Genomic DNA, 17,958 nt, shown 5'->3' on the forward strand with positions numbered 1-17,958 from the left:
GGAATGAGGCATTCCCTCGCACTCGTCCTCGGGCTCGCGCTGTGCGGGCCGGCCGCGGCCGGCGACGGCCCGGCGCCGGCCGGTCAGGTGCTGCGGCGCAACGGCATCGTCGTCGAGTTCGACGCGCATGCCGCGGGCAGCGGTGCGGTACCGACCGAGGGCCGCATCGCCGAGCTGCGCTTCCGCATCCGTGACGAAGGCAGCGGCCAGCCGCTGCGCGGCCTCGCGCCCTCGGCCTGGATGGACATCGCCGCTGCACCGGGTGACACGGGCGCTGCGGGCGCTGCGGGCGGCGCCGGTCGCGACTGCCGGGAGCGCGTCTCGCTCTACCTGAAGGGCGCGGTGGGCATGCGGGCGGCGGCCGACCTCAACGGCTACTCGCTGCTGCTGCTCGACCGGGAGCCCGGCGTCACGGTGGTCGAGCCGCAGGTGTCGGTGGGCGGCAGCACCAGCACCTACACGACGATCGCCCTGAAGCGGCCCGGCATCGACTGGGCGCGCAGCGCCGACACGCGCACCGTCTTCGTCTCGATGCCGCAGGCCGGCGAAGTGGCCGCGATCGACACCGACGGCTTCACGCTCAAGGCCTCGCTGCCCGCGGGCCCCCGGCCGACGCGACTGGCGCTGCAGCCCGACGGCCGCTTCCTGTGGGTGGGCAACAACGCCACCCGCGCCGAGGACAGCGGCGTGACGGTGATCGACACGCGGACGCTCGAGCGCGTCGCCCGCATCGCCACCGGCGCCGGCCACCACGAGATCGCCTTCAGCGCCGACGCCCGCCTCGCCTTCGTCAGCAACCGCGACGCCGGCACCGTCGCGGTGATCGACGCCGGCCGGCGCAGGCTGCTGCGCCGCATCGCCACCGGGCCGCTGCCGATCTCGCTGGCCTACTCGCCGCTGTCGCACGCGCTCTACGTGGCCGACGCGAAGGAAGGCGTCGTCTCGGTGATCGACGCCCGCAGCCTGAAGCTCGTCAAGCGCATCCGGGCGCGCCCGGGGCTCGGGCCGCTGCGGCTCACGCCCGACAGCCGCTGGGCCTTCGCGCTGAACCCGGCCGCCGACGAGGTCAGCGTGATCGACGTCGCCGGCAACGAGGTGGTGCACACGCTGAAGGTGGCGGCGCAGCCCTACCAGGCGAGCTTCACCGCCGCCTACGCCTACCTGCGCGCGCTCGGCAGCGAGCGGGTGACGATGGTGAAGCTCTCGACGCTCGGCGCGGGGCGCGAGCCGCTGGTGCAGAGCTTCGCCGCCGGCGCCGCCGCGCCCGCGCAGGCCGGGCCGCTCGCGATCGCCGACGGCATCGCGCCGGCCGGCGCGGGCACGGGAGTGTTCGTCGTGAACCCGGCCGAGCAGACCACCTACTTCTACATGGAGGGCATGAACGCGCCCTCCTCCCAGTACCGCAGCCGCGGCGCCAGCGCCCGCGCGGTGATGGCGGTGGACCGCGGCCTGAAGGAGACGGCGCCGGGCGTGTACGCCGCGACCCTGCGCCTGCCGGCCGCCGGGCGCTACGACGTCGCCTTCCTGCTGGACTCGCCGCGGCTGCTGCACTGCTTCTCGGCCGAGGTGCGGCCGGACCCGTCACGGCCGCGCGACGCGGGGCCGCTGCGGCTCGAGCACCTGCTGGACGGGCGCGAGGTCGCCACCGGCATGCTGCCGCTGCGCCTGCGGCTCCTCGACCCGGCCACCGGCGCGCCGAGGACCGGGCTGCGCGACGTGACGGTCAGCCACTTCCTCGCGCCGGGGCGCCAGCGCCGCGAGGTGCCGGCGCGGGAGGTCGGCGACGGCGTCTACGAGGCCGCGCTCGCGCTCTCCGGCGAGGGGGCCTACTACATCCACGTCGCGGTGCCCTCGCTCGGCGTCGGCTACCGCGAGCTGCCGCTGCTGACGCTGCGCGCGCGCAGGCCGGCGGGCGACGCGGCGGCAGGCCGTCCCGCCTCGCCGGGATGAGCGGGGCACGCGGGCGGGCGGGCGCGCCGATCGGCAACACCCACGGGAGGGGACCATGCAGGGAACGGGAAGGAGAAACGCGCTGCGCTGCGCGTGGGCGGGCATGCTCGGCATCGCGACGCATGCCGTGAGGGCGCATCCGGGCCATGACCGGGCCCCGCCCTCGGCGGCGGGCGCCGACCCCACCGCCGCGACACCGACGCCCGCGCAGGTGCGGCTGCCCGAGGCCCGGCTGCTCGACCAGGACGGGCGCACGCTGGAGCTGCGCCGCGACGTGATCGGCGGGCACATCGTGCTGGTCGACTTCGTCTACACGAGCTGCACCACGGTCTGCCCGGTGCTCTCCGCGCTGCTCGGCGCACTGCAGGAGCGGCTGGGGCCGGACGTGCGGCTGGTGTCGATCACGGTCGACCCGCTGCGCGACACGCCGGCGCGGCTGAAGGCCCATGCCGCCACGCACCGCGCCGGGCCGGCCTGGACCTGGCTGACGGGCGCGCCGGGCACGATCGACGCGGTGCTGAGGGGCTTCGGCGCCGCCGCGTCCGAGCCGGCGCGGCACCCGGCGATGGTGCTGGTCGGCGACGGGCGCAGCGGCCGCTGGACGCGCTTCACCGGGCTGCCGGACCCGCAGCGCCTGCTCGCGCAGGTCGAGGAACTGCGGCGGGGCCGCACGGCGCTCGCCGGCACCGCGGGGTCGGCCTCATGAGGCCGGCGCCGTCGCGCCTGCGGGCGCTGGGCTGCGGCCTCACGCTGGCCGCGGCCGCCTGCGCCGCGCCGGCCCACGAGGGCCACCGGGCGGCGGCGTCCCCCTCGCCCGCCGCCTCCGCCCCGCCGGCCGCGCCGGAACGCGCATCGCCACCGGCCGCCGCGGCAATGCGCCGCGCGCCGGCCGAGGCGAAGGCCGAGGCCGGCCGCTACTTCACCGACACCGAGCTGCTGACGCAGGACGGGCGGCCGCTGCGCTTCTACAGCGACGTGCTGAAGGACCGGGTCGTGCTGATCAACTTCGTCTACACCGAGTGCGGCGAGGCCTGCCCGATGATCACGCAGCAGCTCTCGCGCGTGAAGGACGAGCTCGGCGAGCGCTTCGGCCGCGACGTGCGCTTCGTGTCGATCAGCCTGGACCCGGCACGCGACACGCCGCAGGTCCTGCGCGGCTTCGCCGCCAAGCACGGCGCGGTGCACCCGGAGTGGCTGTTCCTGACCGGCGCACCGCGCAAGGTCGAGCAGGTGCTGCGCCGGCTCGGCGGCCACACCGACACGCTGGAGAGCCACAACACCGCGCTGCTCGCCGGCAACCTGCGCACCGGGCACTGGCGCCGGCTGCAGCCGAACCTGCCGCCGGCCGTGATCGCGGCGCACCTGCGGCTGCTGGCCGGCGACGGCGCGCAGCAGCCCTGAACGCGATGCCTGCCCGCGTGCGCCCGACCCGCCCCCCGGCCGCGCCCTGCGCGCGACGCCGGCCCCTGCCCGGCCGCATCGCGGCGCTGGCGCTGGCCGCGGCCTGCCTGGCGGCGCAGGCCGCGCCGCCCGACGCCAGCGAGCTCGCGGGCCGCCGGCTCTACCGCGACGGCATCACCGCGGCCGGCAGCCCGGTGCAGGCGCTGGTCGGCCCGGGCGCGGCGCGCGTCTCCGGCGCGGCAGTGGCCTGCGCGAACTGCCACGGCCGCGACGGCCTCGGCCGCCCGGAAGCGGGCCTCGCGCCGCCCGCGCTGCGCTGGGCCGAGCTGAGCCGGCCGCACGGGCACGTCCATGGCGACGGCCGGCGGCATCCCCCCTTCACCACGCAGACGCTCGAGCGTGCGCTCACCCGCGGCATCGACCCGGCCGGCCGGCCGCTCGATCCGGCGATGCCGCGCTTCCTGCTCGCGCGCGAGGACCTCGCGAACCTGGTGGCCTACCTGAAGCGCCTCGACGGCGAGCGCGACCCCGGCATCGCCGAGGACCGCCTGCGCATCGGCACGCTGCTGCCCGCCACGGGACCGCTCGCCGCCGCCGCCCGCGCGGTGCGGCAGGTGCTGGAGGCGGGCTTCGACGAGCTCAACCGCGCCGGCGGCCTGCACGGCCGGCGGCTCGAGCTGGTGGTGTCCGACGCGCAGCCGCAGGCCGGGCTCGAGCGGCTGTTCGAGCAGGACGTCCTCGCGCTGCTGAGCCCGCTCGGCGCCGGCCTCGACGAGGCGCTCGCCGCGCTGGCCGAGGCCCGCGAGGTGCCGGTGATCGGCCCCTTCGCGCCGGGCGCCCGGCCCGCCGCCGCGGCCGGCCGCCACACCTTCCGGCTCTTCGCCGGCCCGCTCGAGCAGGCCCGCGTGCTGGCGGCCTTCTCCGCCAGGCTGGAGAAGCCGCCGCACGCCGGCGCGGCGCTGCTGCTGCCGGCGGACGCCGGCGCGCGCGCCGTCGCGCAGGCGATCGCCGAGGAGTGCGCCGCGCTCGGCTGCGGCGAGATCGAGCGCAGCGAGTACGCGCCGGGCCGCTTCGACGCTGCGGCGGCGGTGCAGGCGCTGCGCGAGCGCGGCCGCGGGCCGGTCTTCTTCCTCGGCGGCAACGAGGAGCTGGCCGCCTTCGTGCGCGAGGCCGCGCGGGCGGCCTGGCACCCGCCGCTGCTGCTGCCCGGCCTCGCCGCCGCGCGCGCCGCCGCGGAGGCGCCGGCCGGCTTCGACGGCCGGATCTTCCTGGCCGTGCCGCACCTGCCCGCCGACGCGGCGGCGCCCTCCGGCGGCTTCGACGCGCTGCGGCGGCGCCACGGCATCGGCGAGGCGCAGCTCGGCGCGCAGATCTCCGCCTACGCGAGCGTGCAACTGCTCGCCGAGGGCCTGCGCCGCAGCGGCCGCGCGCTGAGCCGCGAGAAGCTGCTCGCGGCGCTGGAGTCGGTGCACGGCCTGCCGACCGGGGTCGGCCCGCCGCTGAGCTACGGGCCGCAGCGCCGCATCGGCAGCCAGGGCGGCTTCGTCGTCGCGCTCGATGCCGCGCAGCGGGGCTTCCGCCCGGCGAGCGACTGGATCGCCCTGGAATAGCGCCGCCGCGCGGCGCAGCAAGGAGGAACCGCAATGCGAATCCCGTCGATCGCCCGCCTCGCCGCGGGCAGCCTGCTGTGCCTGCTGCCCGCGCTCGCGGCGGCCCAGCTGCACGCTGCCGGCCTCGCCGCGCGCGTCAACGGCGCCGGCATCAGCGTCGAGAAGCTCGAACGCAGCTTCGAGGAGCACCTGCGCGAGCGCGGCATCCACATCGCCGCGGTGCGCCGTCCCGAGCGCGTGAAGGCGCTCAAGCGCGAGACGCTCGAGCTGCTGGTCGAGCAGGAGCTGCTGTGGCAGGAGGCGTCGCGCCGCGGCGTGCTGGCCGACGAGGGCGAGGTCGGGCAGGCGCTCGCCGCCCTGCGCTCGCGCTTCCCGTCCGCCGCCGCCTTCGCCGCGCGGCTGGCGAGCGAGGGCTACACCGAGGACGGCTACCGCGAGCACCTGCGGCGGTTGCTGTCGGCGCGCAAGCTCCTGGCGCAGGCGGCCGCGTCCGACGGGGCGGGCGGGGCCGCGGACGGCACGGCCGCACAGGCCGGCGCCGGCGCGCTGATGCGCCGCCTGCGCGAGGGGGCGCGCATCGAGATCCTGCTGCCGCTGTGAGCGGGCCGGCGGCAGGCTCACCGCGCGGACGCGGGCGGCGCGGGCTGCGGCGCCGCCTCGCGTCCGGGGGCGCGGCGCGGCGCGTGCTGGAAGACCCACTCCGAGTAGGCGCCCCTGCCCTCGAACTCGCGGTCCGCGGGGCGGAAGTTGCCGGTCTTCAGCGGCGCCGCGCCCGAGCGGCTGTGCACGCCGCGGATGCCGCCGTGCTCGTCGCGCACCAGCCCCCAGTCGGCGCTGCCGGTGATCGGGTCGCGGTAGAGCCGGCGCAGGTAGCGCTGCGGCACCGGCTGGCGGCGGTCCTCCAGCAGCTCCTCGAGGCGCTGCGGGTACTGCCGGGCCACGCCCGGCGTGCGCTGGTGGTAGAGCGCGATCGCGCGGCGGTACTCGGCGCCGACGAAGAGCAGCTCCCGCTCCCGCTCGCGCCGCTCGGCGGTGCTCCACAGCTCGCCGGCGGCCGCCAGCGCGATGCCCAGCGTGGCGACGAAGAACAGCACCGCCAGGTAGGCGAAGCCCCGGGAGCGGGCCGGGCGGCGCATCGCGGGCCTCACCATTGCGAGTAGGGCGTGCCGTCGAGCGCGCTGCCCTGCGCGCCGCTGCCGACGTCATGGACGCCGCCCTCCCGGTCGCCGCCGGGCGGCACGATCACCCAGGTGTCGGGGCTGCGCGTGATCGGGTCGACCGGGATGCGGCGCAGGTACTTCTTCGCCGCCAGCTCCTGCAGCGATGCGGGATAGCGGCCGGTGTCGGCGAAGTGCTTGTCGATCGCGTCGCGCATCACCGCCAGGTCGTGCCGCAACGCGGCCTCGCGCGCGTGGTCCACGCTCTGCGAGTAGCGCGGCACGACCAGCGCCAGCAGCGTCGCGACGATCGCCATCACCACCAGCAGCTCGATGAGCGTGAAGCCGCGCGGGCCTGTTCGGCGAGGATCCATGCCTACCACTCCCGGTAAGGACGGCCGTCGAGGCCGGTGCCCCGCGACAGCGAATGCACGTCGAACACGTCGCGCCCCTCGCGCGGGTCGTCCGGCGGCGAGTCGTAGCTGCGCTTGCCCCAGGTCCGCGCGGCGGCGGCCTGCGGGTCCGCCGCGAAGGGATCGCGCGGCAGCCGGCGCAGGAAGCGCAATCGCGCCTCCCGGTCGGGGCTGCGGATGTCCGGCACGCCGTCCACCAGCGCCTCGAGCGTCGGCGGGTAGCCGGACTCGTCCGCCTTGCGCGCGATGCGGCCCTCGTCGGCCGCCTGCTTGTAGGCGTCGATCGCGCCGCGCAGCTCGCGCAGCGCCTGGCGCAGCTCCTGCTCCTTGTGGCGGCGCACCGCCAGCTCCGCCATCGGGAAGGCGATGCTCGCGAGGATGCCGACGATCGCCACCGTGACGAGCAGCTCGATCAGCGTGAAACCGCGTGCGCGCATGTCCGCTCTCCCGGCCTCAGGGCAGCACGTCCACGCCCAGCGGCGCCGGCAGCGGCAGCGCCACCGCCCGGTTGCCCGGTCCCGCGGACGAGAGCTCGAGCAGCTCGAACCTCGCCTGGCTCGCCGGGCTGCGGGCCCGGAAGGTCAGGCCGAGCACCTCGCCCTCGCCGACGGCGCCGCCGCCGCTGCCCGGCCGCGCCAGCCTCACCGTCAGCCGGCCGGCCTGCGCGTCGGCCTGCTGCGAGAAGCTGGTGGGCACGTCGTCCTGCTTCAGCAAGGCGCCCTCCTTCACCTCGACCAGCTCGAAGGCGGCCGGGTCGAAGCCGAGCTGCAGCGCGGCGCTCGAGATCGGCTCGTCGGTGCTCGCGCGCAGCGCCAGCGTGAACAGCTCGCCGACCTTCGCCTTCGCCGGCGCCTGCCAGCTCAGGCCGCGCGCGGCGGCGGCCGTCCCGGCCGGGAGCTTCGGCACGGCCGCGGTCGGCGCGGCCCCCTCCGGCGCCGCCTTCGCGGCCGCCGCGGCGCCCGGGCCGGCGGCACTGGCGGCACCGGCGACGGCCGGCGCGGCCGGCGCGGCAGGCGCGGCCGGGCCGGTGATCGCGCGCGCGTAGACCGGCTGCGTGCGCAGCGTCGCCTCGCTGCCGGACCAGAACTCCGCCGTCTCCACGTCGACGCGGCGCAGGTTGCGCACGACGCGCGGCGTGATCGACAGCACGATCTCCGTCTTCTGGTTCTCGTTCTGGTGGGTGCCGAACAGGCGGCCGAGCACCGGCAGCTCGCCGAGGCCCGGCACCTTGTTGGCGGCCTTGCGCTCGTCGTTGCGGATCAGCCCGACGAGCACCTGCGTCTCGCCGTCGCGCAGCCTCAGCACGGTGCCGGCATTGCGGGTGCCGACGCGGTAGGCGACGGTGCCGGTGCCGGTGCGCACCTGCTCGCCGAGCGTGCTGACCTCGAGGTTGACCTTGATCGCCACGTCCTCGTCGAGGTGCACGTTGGGCTCGACCTCGAGCTTCAGGCCGACGTCGAGGTACTGCACGTTCTCGGTGACCACCGGCGTGCCAGTCGAGGGCGTGACCTGGCTGGAGATCACCGGCACGCGGTCGCCGATCAGGATGCGGGCCTTCTCGCGGTTGCGCACGCGGATGCGCGGGCTGGCGAGGATGTTGCTGTCGCCGGCGAGCTTCCTCGCGTTGACGGTGGCGCCGAGGTTGTTGATCGTGATGCGGCCCGAGTTGATGCCCTGCAGGTCGCTGACGAGCAGCGAGCCGCCGGTGGGGTCGGTCAGGCCGAGGGTGAGCTGGTCCGGCCACTTGACGCCGAGCTCGGTCAGCCGCGCGTGGCTGATCTCGACCACCTCGACCTCCAGCATCACCTCGGGCTCGGCGAGGTCCTGCGCGGCGATCAGCTTCTCCGCCAGGCGCACCGCCTCGGGCGTGTCGCGCATCACCAGCAGGTTGAGCTTCTCGTCGATGACGACGTCGCGCGTCTTGAGCATCGTCTTGATCGTGTTGAGCGCGTGCTTGGGGTCCGCGTTCTCGAGGTAGAAGCTCTTGATGACGAGGTCCTGGTACTCGCGCAGCTTCTGCGGCGTGCCCGGGTAGATCAGCAGCATGTTCTCGGAGAGCACCTTCTTCTCGAGCTGGTTGGTCAGCAGGATCAGGTCGACCGCGTCCTCCACCGAGACCTGCCGGGCGTAGATGGTGGTCTTGGCGTCGGCGCGCACCTCCCGGTCGAACACGAAGTTGATGTCGCTCAGGCGCGACAGGCCCTCGAAGACCATCTTCACGCTCGCGTCGCGGAACTCGACGTCCACCGGCTTCGTGAGCCGCGGGCGCAGCGGCGGCGTGTTCAGCGCCTCCTTGAGCCGCGCGGACTCGAGCTGGCGCAGCAGGGCCCGGGCCGCGGGGTGGCGCGGGTTCTCGGCGAGCACTGCGCGCAGCGGCGCCTCGGCGCGCTGCACCTCGCCCTTCTTCTGCAGCGCCTCGGCCTGGCGCAGCAGCTCGGCGTGGCGCCGCTCGCGCGCCACGGCCTCGATGCCCTGCTCCGCGCGCGGCGTGCCGGCCTGCAGGCGCAGCACGCGGCGGTAGGCGGCCTCGGCGGCGTCGAGGCGGCCGGCCGCGAGCTCGGCGTCGGCCGCCTGCAGCAGCCGCTGCACCACCTGCTCCTGCCGGTTGCGCAGCTCGGCGCGCAGCCGACCGCTGTCGGGCCCGCGCCGGCTGGCCTGCTGCAGCCGCTCCAGCCCCTCCTCGTAGCGGCCCTGCTCCAGCAGCCAGGCGCCTTCGCGCTGCAGCCGCTGCGCGGCGCAGCCTGTCAGCAGCAGCAGCGAAACGCACAGGGCCGGCGCGAGGCGCGCCCGCTTCGACGCGGTGTTCATGAGCGTCCCTCCGTCAGCACTTGTCTCTGGTTGAGCGGCAGGTAGAGCAGCGTCAGCCGCCCGCCGCCCGCCTGCTCGAGCCGATAGGTGTTCTCGATCACGTCGCCGACCGCCACGGTGTGCAGGTGCTCGCCCTTGCGCAGGAAATAGACGACGCGCTCCGGTCCCTCCTCGAGCCTGCCGATCAGCGTGAAGGGCAGCGGCGGCGCCTGCGGCGGCGGCGGGGGCGGCAGCGGCGCGGCCGCGACGACCGGGGGCGGAGGGGGTGGCGGCGGCGGGGGCGGCTGCCAGGAGCGGACGGCGAAGAGGTCCGCCGACGGCGCCGCGGTGGCGCTGCCGCCGCGTTCGAGCCTCGCGAGCGCGAGCTGCAGCGCCGCCGCGGCAGACTCGCGCGCGACTTCGGCGCGCGCCGGCGGCGGGGGCGGCGGCTTTGCGGCGTGCGGCACCTCCGCGCCGGAGCGCGGCGACACCGCGAAGCCTGCCGCGACCGCGAGCGCGCCGCCCGCGCCCGCCCATGCCCACTTGCCGACAGTTCGTTTCATGGCTTGACCAGATGGAGGGTGAAGCCGAGCCGCGCCTCGACGCGGCCCTCGGCGATCCGCTCGCGCTCGAAGGCCACCTGGTCGAGCGCGGCCGCGGGCATCCGCTCGAGCACGCGCGCGATGAAGCGGCGCACGCCCGGATAGGGCCCGGCGATCGGCAGCGAGATCCGGTAGCGCGCGAGCCGGTCCTGCGGCTCCTCGCTCAGGCGGTAGTCGGCGCGCTGCAGCACCAGGCCCTCGGCCAGCGCCGCCTCGTGGAAGACCGCGAGCAACTCCGGCAGCGTCGCGCCGGCGCCCAGGCGCGCATGGAAGGCCGCGAGCTGCCGCTCGGCCTCGTCCTCCCACGAGGGCGGCGCCTCGTCGGCGGGCGAGCGGCGCGCCTCGGCGAGCAGCAGCTGCCGCCGCGCCTGCGCCAGCTCGGTGTGCAGCGGCTGCAGCACCAGCGGCACGGCCGCCGCGCAGGCGAGAAGCAGCAGCAGCGCCGCCGCGCCGGTTGCGCGGCCGGTGCCGCGCCGCAGCAGCCAGGACAGGCGCTTCATGGCTCGACCCTCCAGCGCGCGGCGATCGTGAACACCAGCGGCCGCTGCGGATCGTCCTGCCGGACCTCGTGGCGCGTCAGGTGCACGCCGGCCAGCACCGGCACCTGCTCCAGCCGGGCGAGGTAGGCCAGCAGCGCGGGGTAGCTGCGCGCCTCGCCGCGGATGCCGAGCAGGCGCTTGTGCGCGTCGGGCTCCAGCGCGAGCAGCGCGACCTGCAGGTCGCCGCTGGCTTCGAGCGCGTCGAGCAGCGGCGCCCACGGCAGCGCCAGGCTCTCGACGACGCCGCGGGCCTGCTGCAGCGAGGCCTGCAACGCCCGGGCGCGCGTGTCGTCGGGGGACGGTGCGCGCGGCGCCGCGGCCCTCGGCCGCTCGGCCGCCGCCAGGCGCTGCCGCAGCCCCGCGAGCTCCTGCTGCAGCGACAGGTAGACGAAGCCCTCGCCCGCCGCGACGAGCAGCACGGCCGCCAGCAGCAGGCGCGGGCCGCGCCGCGCGCCGCGACGCGGGACCAGCTCGAACGACAGCCGCGGCATCATGCGGCGCCCCACAGCGCGATGGCCTCGTCCGCGGCCCGGCCCGACGCGCGCCTGAGCAGCCGCAGCGGCGGCAGGCCGGCCAGCGGCGCGCCGTTCGCGGTGTCCGCAGGCGGCAGTGCGGCGCGGTCGTCAGGCGCGTCGGGCAAGCCGTCCGCGCCGCAGACGAACACCGGCATGCCCGGCGCCACCCCGGTCGCGCCGAGCAGCCGCGCCAGCAGCGTCCCGAAGCCGGCCGGCCCGGCGTCGGCGGGCAGGCGCTGCGAGTGCAGCGTCTCCCAGGCCCCCTTGCGGAACACGCCGAGGCAGACCCGGCCGGGCTCGGCGAGGCAGAAGCAGCCGCTGCGCCCCAGCCGGCGCCGGAAGCGGTTGAAGGCCTGCATGAAGTAGGGCTGGACCTCCAGCAGCGCGAGGCGCCGCTCGGCGCAGAGCGCGACGAGCTGCTCCGCCAGCGCCTCGTCGACCGCGCAGGCGAGCGCGCCGGCGCCCCAGTGACATTCGCTGAGGCTGATGCGCCAGCCGGAGGCCGCCTCGCCGTAGACCTCGGCGAAGCGGTGGCGCGCCAGCGCCTCGCGCTCGGCCGGCCGCGTGAATGCCTCGTTCCACGGCAGCACCGCATAGCGCACGAAGTGGTTCGAGAGCACGATGCTCAGCCGCGCCGGCCCGCTGCCGCCGGCGTCCAGCGCCTCGGCGAGGAGCGGCAGCGCCGCCTGCCAGGGCGCCCGCTGCGGGGGCCGGGGACAGGGCAGCGTGCGCCGCTCGGCCGGCGCGCGGCGCCAGCCCCCGCCGCGGCGCACGATCACCACTTCGCGCGGGCTCAGGCCCACCCGGACATGGTCAGGCGACAAGAGTGACACGGTTGATCTCCTGCAGGGTGGTCTCGCCCCGGCGCACCAGGTCCAGCGCGGCATGGCGCAGCGGCCGCGTGCCGGCGCGCAGCGCGGCCTGGCGGATGACGGGCGTCGTCTCGCGCCGCACGATCAGCTCGCGGATCCCGTCGTCGAATACCAGCAGCTCCGAGATCGCCTGGCGGCCCTTGTAGCCGCTCATGCGGCAGTGGCCGCAGCCGCGCGCGGCGAGGAAGCGGAAGCCTTCGAGCGCGTCCTCGCGCAGGCCCGAGTCGCGCAGCAGCGCGGCGTCGGGCCGCTCCTCGACGGCGCAGCGCGGGCACAGCCGCCGCACGAGCCGCTGCGCCAGGATGCCGTTGGTGGCCGAGACGAAGTTGTAGGGATCGAGCCCCATGTGCGTGAGCCGCCCGATCACGTCGAAGGCGTTGTTGGCGTGCACCGTGGTGAACACCAGGTGCCCGGTGAGCGCCGCCTGCACCGCGATCTGCGCCGTCTCCGGGTCGCGGATCTCGCCCACCATGATCTTGTCCGGGTCGTGGCGCAGCACCGAGCGCAGCCCGCGCGCGAAGGTGAGGCCCTTCTTCTCGTTCACCGGGATCTGCAGCACGCCGGGCAGCTGGTACTCGACCGGGTCCTCGATCGTGATGATCTTGTCCTGCCCGCTGTTGATCTCGCCGATCACCGCGTAGAGCGTGGTCGTCTTGCCGCTGCCGGTGGGGCCCGTCACCAGCACCATGCCGTGCGGCTCGCGCGACAGCCGGCGGATCGCCGCCTTGGTCGGCTCGTCGAAGCCGAGCGATTCCAGGCTCAGCCCGCGCACGCGGTCGGCCAGCGCCTGCTTGTCGAGCAGTCGCAGCACCGCGTCCTCGCCGTGGATGCTGGGCATCACCGAGACGCGGAAGTCGACCGCGCGGCCGCGGATCGAGATGCGGAAGCGCCCGTCCTGCGGCACGCGCCGCTCGCCGATGTCGAGCTCGGCCATCACCTTGATGCGCGAGATCGCCTGCTCCGCGAGGTCCTGGCCCGCCGGCGAGGCCACCTGCACCAGCACGCCGTCGATGCGGTACTTGATCAGCAGCCGCCCGGGCGTGGTCTCGAGGTGGACGTCGCTGGCGCCCGCCTGCAGCGCGTCGTAGAGGGTGGAGTTGACCAGCTTCACCACGGGGCTGGCGTCCCCGCCGATCGACTGGATCGACAGGAACTCGACCGCGCCGGCGTCCTCGCGCTCGGCCGCGTCGGTACCGACGCGCACGCTGTCCATCGCGCGCGCCGAGTCCTCGTGGCGCGCGAGAAAGGCGCCGACGTCGTCGGGATGGGCGAGAAACCAGGCGAAGGGCTCGGGCACCTGCTCCTCGAGCCAGGCGATCCGCTCGGTCGCGAAGGGATCGCCGATCACCAGCGCCAGCCCGCCGCCGCCCTGCAGGCGCAGCGGGATGCAGCGCTGGCGCAGCGCCTGCGGGAAGGGCAGCGCGTCGAAGGCGGGGGCATGCGCCGCGAGCGCGGCGCGGGTCAGCACCGGGTAATGCAGCGTGCGGCCGAGCGCGGCGGTGAACTCGTCCCGCGGCAGCCGCAGGCGGGCCTGCAGCAGTTCCAGCGCCGGTGTTCCGCTGCGCGCCGATTCGCCGCAGGCATCGGCGATCATCGCGCCGGGGATGAAGCCCGGCTTTTCCCCGCCGTCCGGCATGCATGCGGAAGGCGGCGCGGTCGCGGCCGGATCCGCCGTGCCGTCGGCATTCACCAGGGACAGTTTCATGGTCTCCCCTTCTCCGGAATGATCGGCTGAATCGGCGCGCCCCGCCGCGCATGTCCGGCGTCGCTGCGCCGTCGCGATTCCCGGGTTTCCCGGGAATCTGCGGACACTCCCCCATTTGCGTTTCAGCGGCCCGTCCCGACGCGCCCGTGCGGGTATCGATCTGCAGGGGCGCTTGCGGAATCTGCGCCTTTTCTTCCACGCGGGCATGTGAACCATTTCGCCTCGCCACCGCCCGCTCGCCATGTCCCGGCAGCCCGCGACGCGATATCCCCGCGCCGGCGGCCTCAGTTCCTGATCTGGACGGCGATATTGGGCACCTTGGTTCCGAGCGCGGACTTCAGGCTGATCGGCGAGACGCAGGCCGGCCCGTTCTGCACCTGGAAGCGGAACTCCCCGAGCGCGTCGACCGGCAGGTTCGCGGCGAGGATCTGCGACGCGGTCGGGGCGTCCGGCACCGGCGAGACCGAGTACAGCGTCACCGAGTTGCCGTTCGTCACCGAGCTGGTGCCTCGCACGTCCCAGGTCCGCGAGCCCTGCATGCAGCGCGCCCGGGTCACGGTGATGCGGTCGGGCGCGAGGACGTTGACCGTGACCGTGGACGGCGCGGAGGTGTTGCCGTTGGTGTTGCTCACCGTGTAGGCGAAGGTGGCGGTGCCCGGGGTCTCCGTCGACGTGTAGGTGATCCTGCCGCTGTCCGGCTCCGGCTTGGCGGTGCCGGTGTTCGGGGCCGTGACGACCGTGACCGATGCCGGGCTCAGCGTCACGGTGCCGCCCGGGTCGTTGGCCGAGTCGTTGGCGAGCACGTCGATCACGATGGACGAGTTGATCGCCACGTTGAGCGGCGTGCCGCCGCTGCCCGGGTCGGGGTTGGCGATCGGCACCGGGCCGCCGGCGCCCGGCAGCACGCTGACGCTGAGCAGCGCCGCATTGGAGGTGCCGACGGCATTGGCGACCGTGTAGCGGAAGGTCGCGGTGCCGGTGGTCGTGGTCGGCAGGAAGCCGAGCTTGCCGTCGGCGGTGTGTGACAGCGTGCCCATCGGCGTCTGGAGCGGATCGAGGATCGTGACGGGGCCGGTGAGCCCCGCCGTCGCCGGCACCACGTCGTTGCGCAGCACGTCGATGACGGTGGGCGTGGTGGCGCCCGCGGTGGCGGTCGCGGTGTCGTCCAGCGCGAGCGGGACCCCGGCGGCGAAGGCGTTCGTGCCGCGCTCCATCGCCACCGCGGCGCGCGCGTTGCCGCCCGCGGCGGACGCGACGGTCACGGCCGCCGGCGGCACCGCGAGGCCTTCCACGACGAAGCGGTGGGAGGCCGGGTCCTCGAGGATCACGCCGCGCTCCGACTGCGCCGCATGGCCCTCGAGCACGAGCACGGGCGGCGCCTCGCCGCCGGCGCCCTTGTCGCTCGACGTCGCGACGACGACCAGCTGCCTCGTGTCAGGGTGGTAGCGCGCCGAGCCGATGCGCACCTCGTCGACCACGTGCCGGCTGACCCTCGACGGCGGCGTGTCGCCCGAGTTGACCACGCTCACCTCGGCCGGCACCTTGCCGGCCTCGAGCGGGATGGCTTGCGCATAGTAGTTCTGCAGCGCGTCGGGGCCGTTCAGCTTCACCGGGGGCAGCCCGGTGGCGCCGGCGCTCAGCAGCGGGGCTCCGGCGCCGATGCCGGCCGAGGCGTTGGCGACGACGTCCACGCGCGTGCCGCCGGCGTCGCGCGAGTAGCTCGCCCGCCTGACCGCGAGCGGGCTGGGGATCGGGTCGGCCACCGAGTCGTGCACGCGGCCGGTCAGCGTGAACTGGTCCGTCTCGACGCAGCGCTCGGTCCCGGGGCCGTCGAAGGGCCCGCAGATGGCGAAGACGTTGCCGAAGGGCCCGCCGGTCACCCTCTCCGTGCTCACGCCGTCGGACAGGAACTGCGCGCCGTTCAGCTCGACCCGCTTGATCGCACCCTGCCCGTCGACCGCCTGCAGGAAGGGTCCGAAACGGCTCGTCAGCGCCTGCGAGAACTCCCCCGGCGTCACGCCGATGTCCTCGGAGAACACGATGTCGCGGCTGCCGCCGGCGGACACCACGTCGTGGAAGGTTTCCGCGCCGTAGGGGTGCCGCACCCGGTAGGTGCCGGGGTGCGGCACCCCGGCAGTGACGCGGATGCGGGTGAACACCATCTGCTCGCCGGCCTGCGGCACGCCGTTGGCGAAGGCGGCCTCGAGCGCGAGCACCAGCACCGCGCGCCGGTCGCCGCCCAGGTCGAGCGAGGACACCGCACGGAAATAGAAGCTCTCGTCCGGGAAACTGTCGGGGAATACATAGGGCGGGTCGGTTTCGAGCAGGCAGGCGGTCTTCTGCAATCCGCCGGGATCCGTTCCGCCCGGGAGGCACAGGTCCAGCACGGTCCCGTTCATGTCCTGGTACCACTTCGGGAAACCATGCCCCGGGGGTGAAGGATTATTCACCGGGCCGTGACGATTCAGGTCGGCGTGGGCCGCGGTACCGGCCGCCAGCAGGGCGGCTGCGAGAATGGCGCGCAAGGCGATGCTCATTTCCTTCCCTCCTTCGAATTCCACGGTCCGTACGCCCGGCATTCCTTCTGCGCGGCGATGCCGGTGGAATGCCCTGGTTCTCCCGATTCGAGACCGGCGGACCCTTCTGTCGATGGAGATCAGATTAACGAGCGGCTCGCGGCGGCGAAAGCTCGGAATCGAGGGAAAGGCTGCGACACGTTGTCGCATGGGTTCGGGCGGAGATCGGCGCGCGCTGCCGCCAACGCCGCGTCTCAGCGCGCCAGCCAGCAGCGCGCGGCGTCGAGAACGCTGATGTGCCGCGAGTGGGGCGGCTCGAGCGCCGGGTCGCGGTTGGGGCTGCGGTTGGGCCGCACGTCGACGAGCGCGCGCCAGATGCCCTGCGGCAGGCCCTGCATGAAAGGCAGGCAGTCGTCGACGAACAGGCAGGGCTGCAGCTTGCGCAGCGCCGCCGCCTTCGGGTTGCCCGGCGCGCCGTCGGTGCCGGTGGCGATCACCTCGTCGACGGGAATGCCGAGCGCCTGCAGGTTCTCGGCACGCGCCTTCGCGAGTTGCGGCCGCAGCGCGGTGACGCAGACCAGCGAGTAGCCGGCCGCACGCAGCAGGCGACAGGCCTCGGCGGCCCCGGGCAGCGCGGGCATCGAGCGCCAGGTCTCCTCGGTGAAGCCGCGCTCGACCAGTTGCCGCAGCCGCGCGCCCTCGAGGCGCGGCACGTCCCAGAAGTCCGCCGGATGGTAGGCCAGCGGATCCTTGATCGACGGACGAACGCCAAAGGCGCGTTCCCAGGCCTGCGCATAGCCCTCGTGGTAGTCGATCAGCACGCCGTCGGCATCGAGCGCGACGAGCCGGCTTCCGGGCGCGCCGGGCGTGGGCTCGGTGCGGAACCACTGGGGCAGGCGCAAGCGCGGGAGGCGGACCATGGCGGCGCGTTCAGGGAAGCCGATGGGCGCCGGATGCGCTGGACGGCCGGCGCCCCTGCGAGGCCAGCGGGGCGTCAGGATTGCCGTTTCCGGAAGGAATTGCTGTCGAAACAGGTTGCGCGAACGAAGTGACGATCCCGTCCGCGAGGCAGCCCGATTCCTGGTTCATATTGGCGGATTCACTTGTTGCGCAGCAGGGAGGACCCGCGATGACGCGGGGGATGCGATTGTGGAGCCCTTCTCCCCTTCCCCCGCAGGAGAAGGCGCTCGCCGCCCGGCCAGCGGGCGAGCCGGAGGAAAGAGCCGCCCGCCCTCCAGCAAGCATCGTGCGCGTGACCCAGCCTCGCGGTGGTGCGAAGCCGGGCAAGGGTGCGTCCTGGCCTGCAGGCCCCGTCGCGGGCGGGAGAAAGGCGGAGCGCGATCGGCCCGAGGCGCGACGCCTCGTCCTTTTCACGCCGGCGCCCCCATTCCCGGGGACACGCGAAGCAATCCGTTACCAGCGAAGAGAGGCGGGCCCCATATAAACGCGGCTGTCTGCATACCTTCCTGTCCCGATGAGAAAGAATCTTCGACTGCTGATCCTGCCCGCCGCACTGCTCGCCTTCCCGCTGGCGGCCCTGTCGGACCCCGGCAAGGACGAGAGCGGCCACGGCAAGCACCGGCACGGCCGGGGCGAATACAAGGAGGAGTACTGGGACGGCCCCTGCAAGGTCGAGCGCAAGTTCGAGAAGAACGGGGGCTACAAGGAGGAGCGCAAGTGCAAGGGCGTCCCGCACGGGCACTACGCCCCGGCGCCCGCCGTCTACGTGCCTGCGCAGCTGCCCGCGGTCACCGAGCCGGGCATCGTCATCCAGGGCACGGTGCGGATCAAGTAAGAGGCCGAGTCGGGCAGGAGGACGACGCCGTCGCAGTCGTCCCCGCCTGATCGCCGCGCCTGCCGCCCTGGCAAACGAAAAAGCCCGACGAGTCTT

The 17,958-nt window shown here is 74.8% G+C and carries 17 protein-coding genes; 6 read left to right on the plus strand and 11 right to left on the minus strand.

Annotated features, from left to right (window positions below):
- Positions 1 to 3: 3 nt before the first annotated feature.
- From D3A59_RS07265 to D3A59_RS07285, 5 genes are read left to right on the plus strand one after another with little or no spacing between them, the layout of a single operon-like run.
- Positions 4 to 1,950: a YncE family protein gene (locus tag D3A59_RS07265; RefSeq protein ID WP_119154249.1), complete on the plus strand. Its 1,947-nt coding sequence runs from the start codon at positions 4 to 6 to the stop codon at positions 1,948 to 1,950.
- Positions 1,951 to 2,005: 55 nt separating this feature from the next.
- Positions 2,006 to 2,656: an SCO family protein gene (locus tag D3A59_RS07270; protein WP_119154250.1), complete on the plus strand. Its 651-nt coding sequence runs from the start codon at positions 2,006 to 2,008 to the stop codon at positions 2,654 to 2,656.
- A complete protein-coding gene (locus tag D3A59_RS07275) occupies positions 2,653 to 3,351 on the plus strand; it encodes an SCO family protein (protein ID WP_157991438.1) in 699 nt (232 codons plus the stop codon). The genes D3A59_RS07270 and D3A59_RS07275 overlap by 4 nt, the downstream gene beginning before the upstream one ends.
- Before the next feature lie 5 nt (positions 3,352 to 3,356).
- Positions 3,357 to 4,961, plus strand: a complete 1,605-nt coding sequence (locus D3A59_RS07280; protein WP_119154252.1) for a cytochrome c/ABC transporter substrate-binding protein — start codon at positions 3,357 to 3,359, stop codon at positions 4,959 to 4,961.
- 33 nt (positions 4,962 to 4,994) lie between these two features.
- Entirely contained in the window at positions 4,995 to 5,561 is a 567-nt protein-coding gene (locus D3A59_RS07285; RefSeq protein ID WP_119154253.1) for a SurA N-terminal domain-containing protein, read from the plus strand.
- A gap of 17 nt (positions 5,562 to 5,578) precedes the next feature.
- Here the strand turns inward: D3A59_RS07285 and D3A59_RS07290 are convergent, their stop codons facing one another.
- The 11 genes from D3A59_RS07290 to D3A59_RS07340 form a co-directional block, all read right to left on the minus strand.
- Positions 5,579 to 6,097: a type II secretion system protein gene (locus tag D3A59_RS07290; RefSeq protein WP_119154254.1), complete on the minus strand. Its 519-nt coding sequence runs from the start codon at positions 6,095 to 6,097 to the stop codon at positions 5,579 to 5,581.
- An 8-nt stretch (positions 6,098 to 6,105) separates the two neighbouring features.
- The gene (locus tag D3A59_RS07295) at positions 6,106 to 6,492 is read right to left on the minus strand and encodes a type II secretion system protein (RefSeq protein ID WP_119154255.1); all 387 of its coding nucleotides are present in this window, start codon (positions 6,490 to 6,492) and stop codon (positions 6,106 to 6,108) included.
- 2 nt (positions 6,493 to 6,494) lie between these two features.
- Positions 6,495 to 6,968 carry a type II secretion system protein gene (locus tag D3A59_RS07300; protein ID WP_119154256.1) on the minus strand — a complete coding sequence of 158 codons (474 nt, stop codon included), beginning with the start codon at positions 6,966 to 6,968 and terminating at the stop codon, positions 6,495 to 6,497.
- A gap of 16 nt (positions 6,969 to 6,984) precedes the next feature.
- A complete protein-coding gene (locus D3A59_RS07305) occupies positions 6,985 to 9,339 on the minus strand; it encodes a secretin N-terminal domain-containing protein (protein WP_119154257.1) in 2,355 nt (784 codons plus the stop codon).
- Positions 9,336 to 9,881, minus strand: coding sequence for a secretion system X translation initiation factor (locus tag D3A59_RS25290; protein ID WP_157991439.1), 546 nt, complete (start codon positions 9,879 to 9,881; stop codon positions 9,336 to 9,338). Before D3A59_RS25290 ends, D3A59_RS07305 begins: the two co-directional genes overlap by 4 nt.
- Positions 9,878 to 10,420: a hypothetical protein gene (locus D3A59_RS07315; RefSeq protein ID WP_119154259.1), complete on the minus strand. Its 543-nt coding sequence runs from the start codon at positions 10,418 to 10,420 to the stop codon at positions 9,878 to 9,880. The genes D3A59_RS25290 and D3A59_RS07315 overlap by 4 nt, the downstream gene beginning before the upstream one ends.
- Entirely contained in the window at positions 10,417 to 10,953 is a 537-nt protein-coding gene (locus D3A59_RS07320) for a hypothetical protein (RefSeq protein ID WP_157991440.1), read from the minus strand. The genes D3A59_RS07315 and D3A59_RS07320 overlap by 4 nt, the downstream gene beginning before the upstream one ends.
- Positions 10,950 to 11,807 (minus strand): hypothetical protein, encoded by an 858-nt coding sequence (locus D3A59_RS07325; RefSeq protein ID WP_157991441.1) that lies wholly within the window; start codon positions 11,805 to 11,807, stop codon positions 10,950 to 10,952. The genes D3A59_RS07320 and D3A59_RS07325 overlap by 4 nt, the downstream gene beginning before the upstream one ends.
- Positions 11,788 to 13,440, minus strand: a complete 1,653-nt coding sequence (locus D3A59_RS07330) for a GspE/PulE family protein (RefSeq protein ID WP_419187240.1) — start codon at positions 13,438 to 13,440, stop codon at positions 11,788 to 11,790. The genes D3A59_RS07325 and D3A59_RS07330 overlap by 20 nt, the downstream gene beginning before the upstream one ends.
- Positions 13,441 to 13,835: 395 nt before the next feature.
- The gene (locus D3A59_RS07335; RefSeq protein ID WP_119154262.1) at positions 13,836 to 15,896 is read right to left on the minus strand and encodes an Ig-like domain-containing protein; all 2,061 of its coding nucleotides are present in this window, start codon (positions 15,894 to 15,896) and stop codon (positions 13,836 to 13,838) included.
- A gap of 425 nt (positions 15,897 to 16,321) precedes the next feature.
- Entirely contained in the window at positions 16,322 to 16,987 is a 666-nt protein-coding gene (locus D3A59_RS07340) for an HAD family hydrolase (protein ID WP_119154263.1), read from the minus strand.
- Between the two features lie 554 nt (positions 16,988 to 17,541).
- On the opposite strand from D3A59_RS07340, the gene D3A59_RS07345 reads away from it, so the two are divergent.
- Positions 17,542 to 17,862 carry a hypothetical protein gene (locus tag D3A59_RS07345; protein WP_119154264.1) on the plus strand — a complete coding sequence of 107 codons (321 nt, stop codon included), beginning with the start codon at positions 17,542 to 17,544 and terminating at the stop codon, positions 17,860 to 17,862.
- The last annotated feature ends 96 nt before the right edge of the window (positions 17,863 to 17,958 follow it).

The sequence above is a fragment of the Caldimonas tepidiphila genome (assembly GCF_003569765.1).
Lineage (GTDB): Bacteria > Pseudomonadota > Gammaproteobacteria > Burkholderiales > Burkholderiaceae_C > Caldimonas > Caldimonas tepidiphila.

Excerpts from the sequence above, each read along its gene's own strand:
- D3A59_RS07305 (WP_119154257.1), bottom strand. The coding sequence starts at position 9,339 with ATGAACACCGCGTCGAAGCGGGCGCGCCTCGCGCCGGCCCTGTGCGTT.
- D3A59_RS07285 (WP_119154253.1), top strand. The coding sequence starts at position 4,995 with ATGCGAATCCCGTCGATCGCCCGCCTCGCCGCGGGCAGCCTGCTGTGC.
- D3A59_RS07345 (WP_119154264.1), top strand. The coding sequence starts at position 17,542 with ATGAGAAAGAATCTTCGACTGCTGATCCTGCCCGCCGCACTGCTCGCC.
- D3A59_RS07315 (WP_119154259.1), bottom strand. The coding sequence starts at position 10,420 with ATGAAGCGCCTGTCCTGGCTGCTGCGGCGCGGCACCGGCCGCGCAACC.
- D3A59_RS07320 (WP_157991440.1), bottom strand. The coding sequence starts at position 10,953 with ATGATGCCGCGGCTGTCGTTCGAGCTGGTCCCGCGTCGCGGCGCGCGG.
- D3A59_RS07340 (WP_119154263.1), bottom strand. The coding sequence starts at position 16,987 with ATGGTCCGCCTCCCGCGCTTGCGCCTGCCCCAGTGGTTCCGCACCGAG.
- D3A59_RS07290 (WP_119154254.1), bottom strand. The coding sequence starts at position 6,097 with ATGCGCCGCCCGGCCCGCTCCCGGGGCTTCGCCTACCTGGCGGTGCTG.
- D3A59_RS07265 (WP_119154249.1), top strand. The coding sequence starts at position 4 with ATGAGGCATTCCCTCGCACTCGTCCTCGGGCTCGCGCTGTGCGGGCCG.
- D3A59_RS07295 (WP_119154255.1), bottom strand. The coding sequence starts at position 6,492 with ATGGATCCTCGCCGAACAGGCCCGCGCGGCTTCACGCTCATCGAGCTG.
- D3A59_RS07280 (WP_119154252.1), top strand. The coding sequence starts at position 3,357 with ATGCCTGCCCGCGTGCGCCCGACCCGCCCCCCGGCCGCGCCCTGCGCG.
- D3A59_RS07330 (WP_419187240.1), bottom strand. The coding sequence starts at position 13,440 with ATGATCGCCGATGCCTGCGGCGAATCGGCGCGCAGCGGAACACCGGCG.
- D3A59_RS07270 (WP_119154250.1), top strand. The coding sequence starts at position 2,006 with ATGCAGGGAACGGGAAGGAGAAACGCGCTGCGCTGCGCGTGGGCGGGC.
- D3A59_RS25290 (WP_157991439.1), bottom strand. The coding sequence starts at position 9,881 with ATGAAACGAACTGTCGGCAAGTGGGCATGGGCGGGCGCGGGCGGCGCG.
- D3A59_RS07300 (WP_119154256.1), bottom strand. The coding sequence starts at position 6,968 with ATGCGCGCACGCGGTTTCACGCTGATCGAGCTGCTCGTCACGGTGGCG.
- D3A59_RS07275 (WP_157991438.1), top strand. The coding sequence starts at position 2,653 with ATGAGGCCGGCGCCGTCGCGCCTGCGGGCGCTGGGCTGCGGCCTCACG.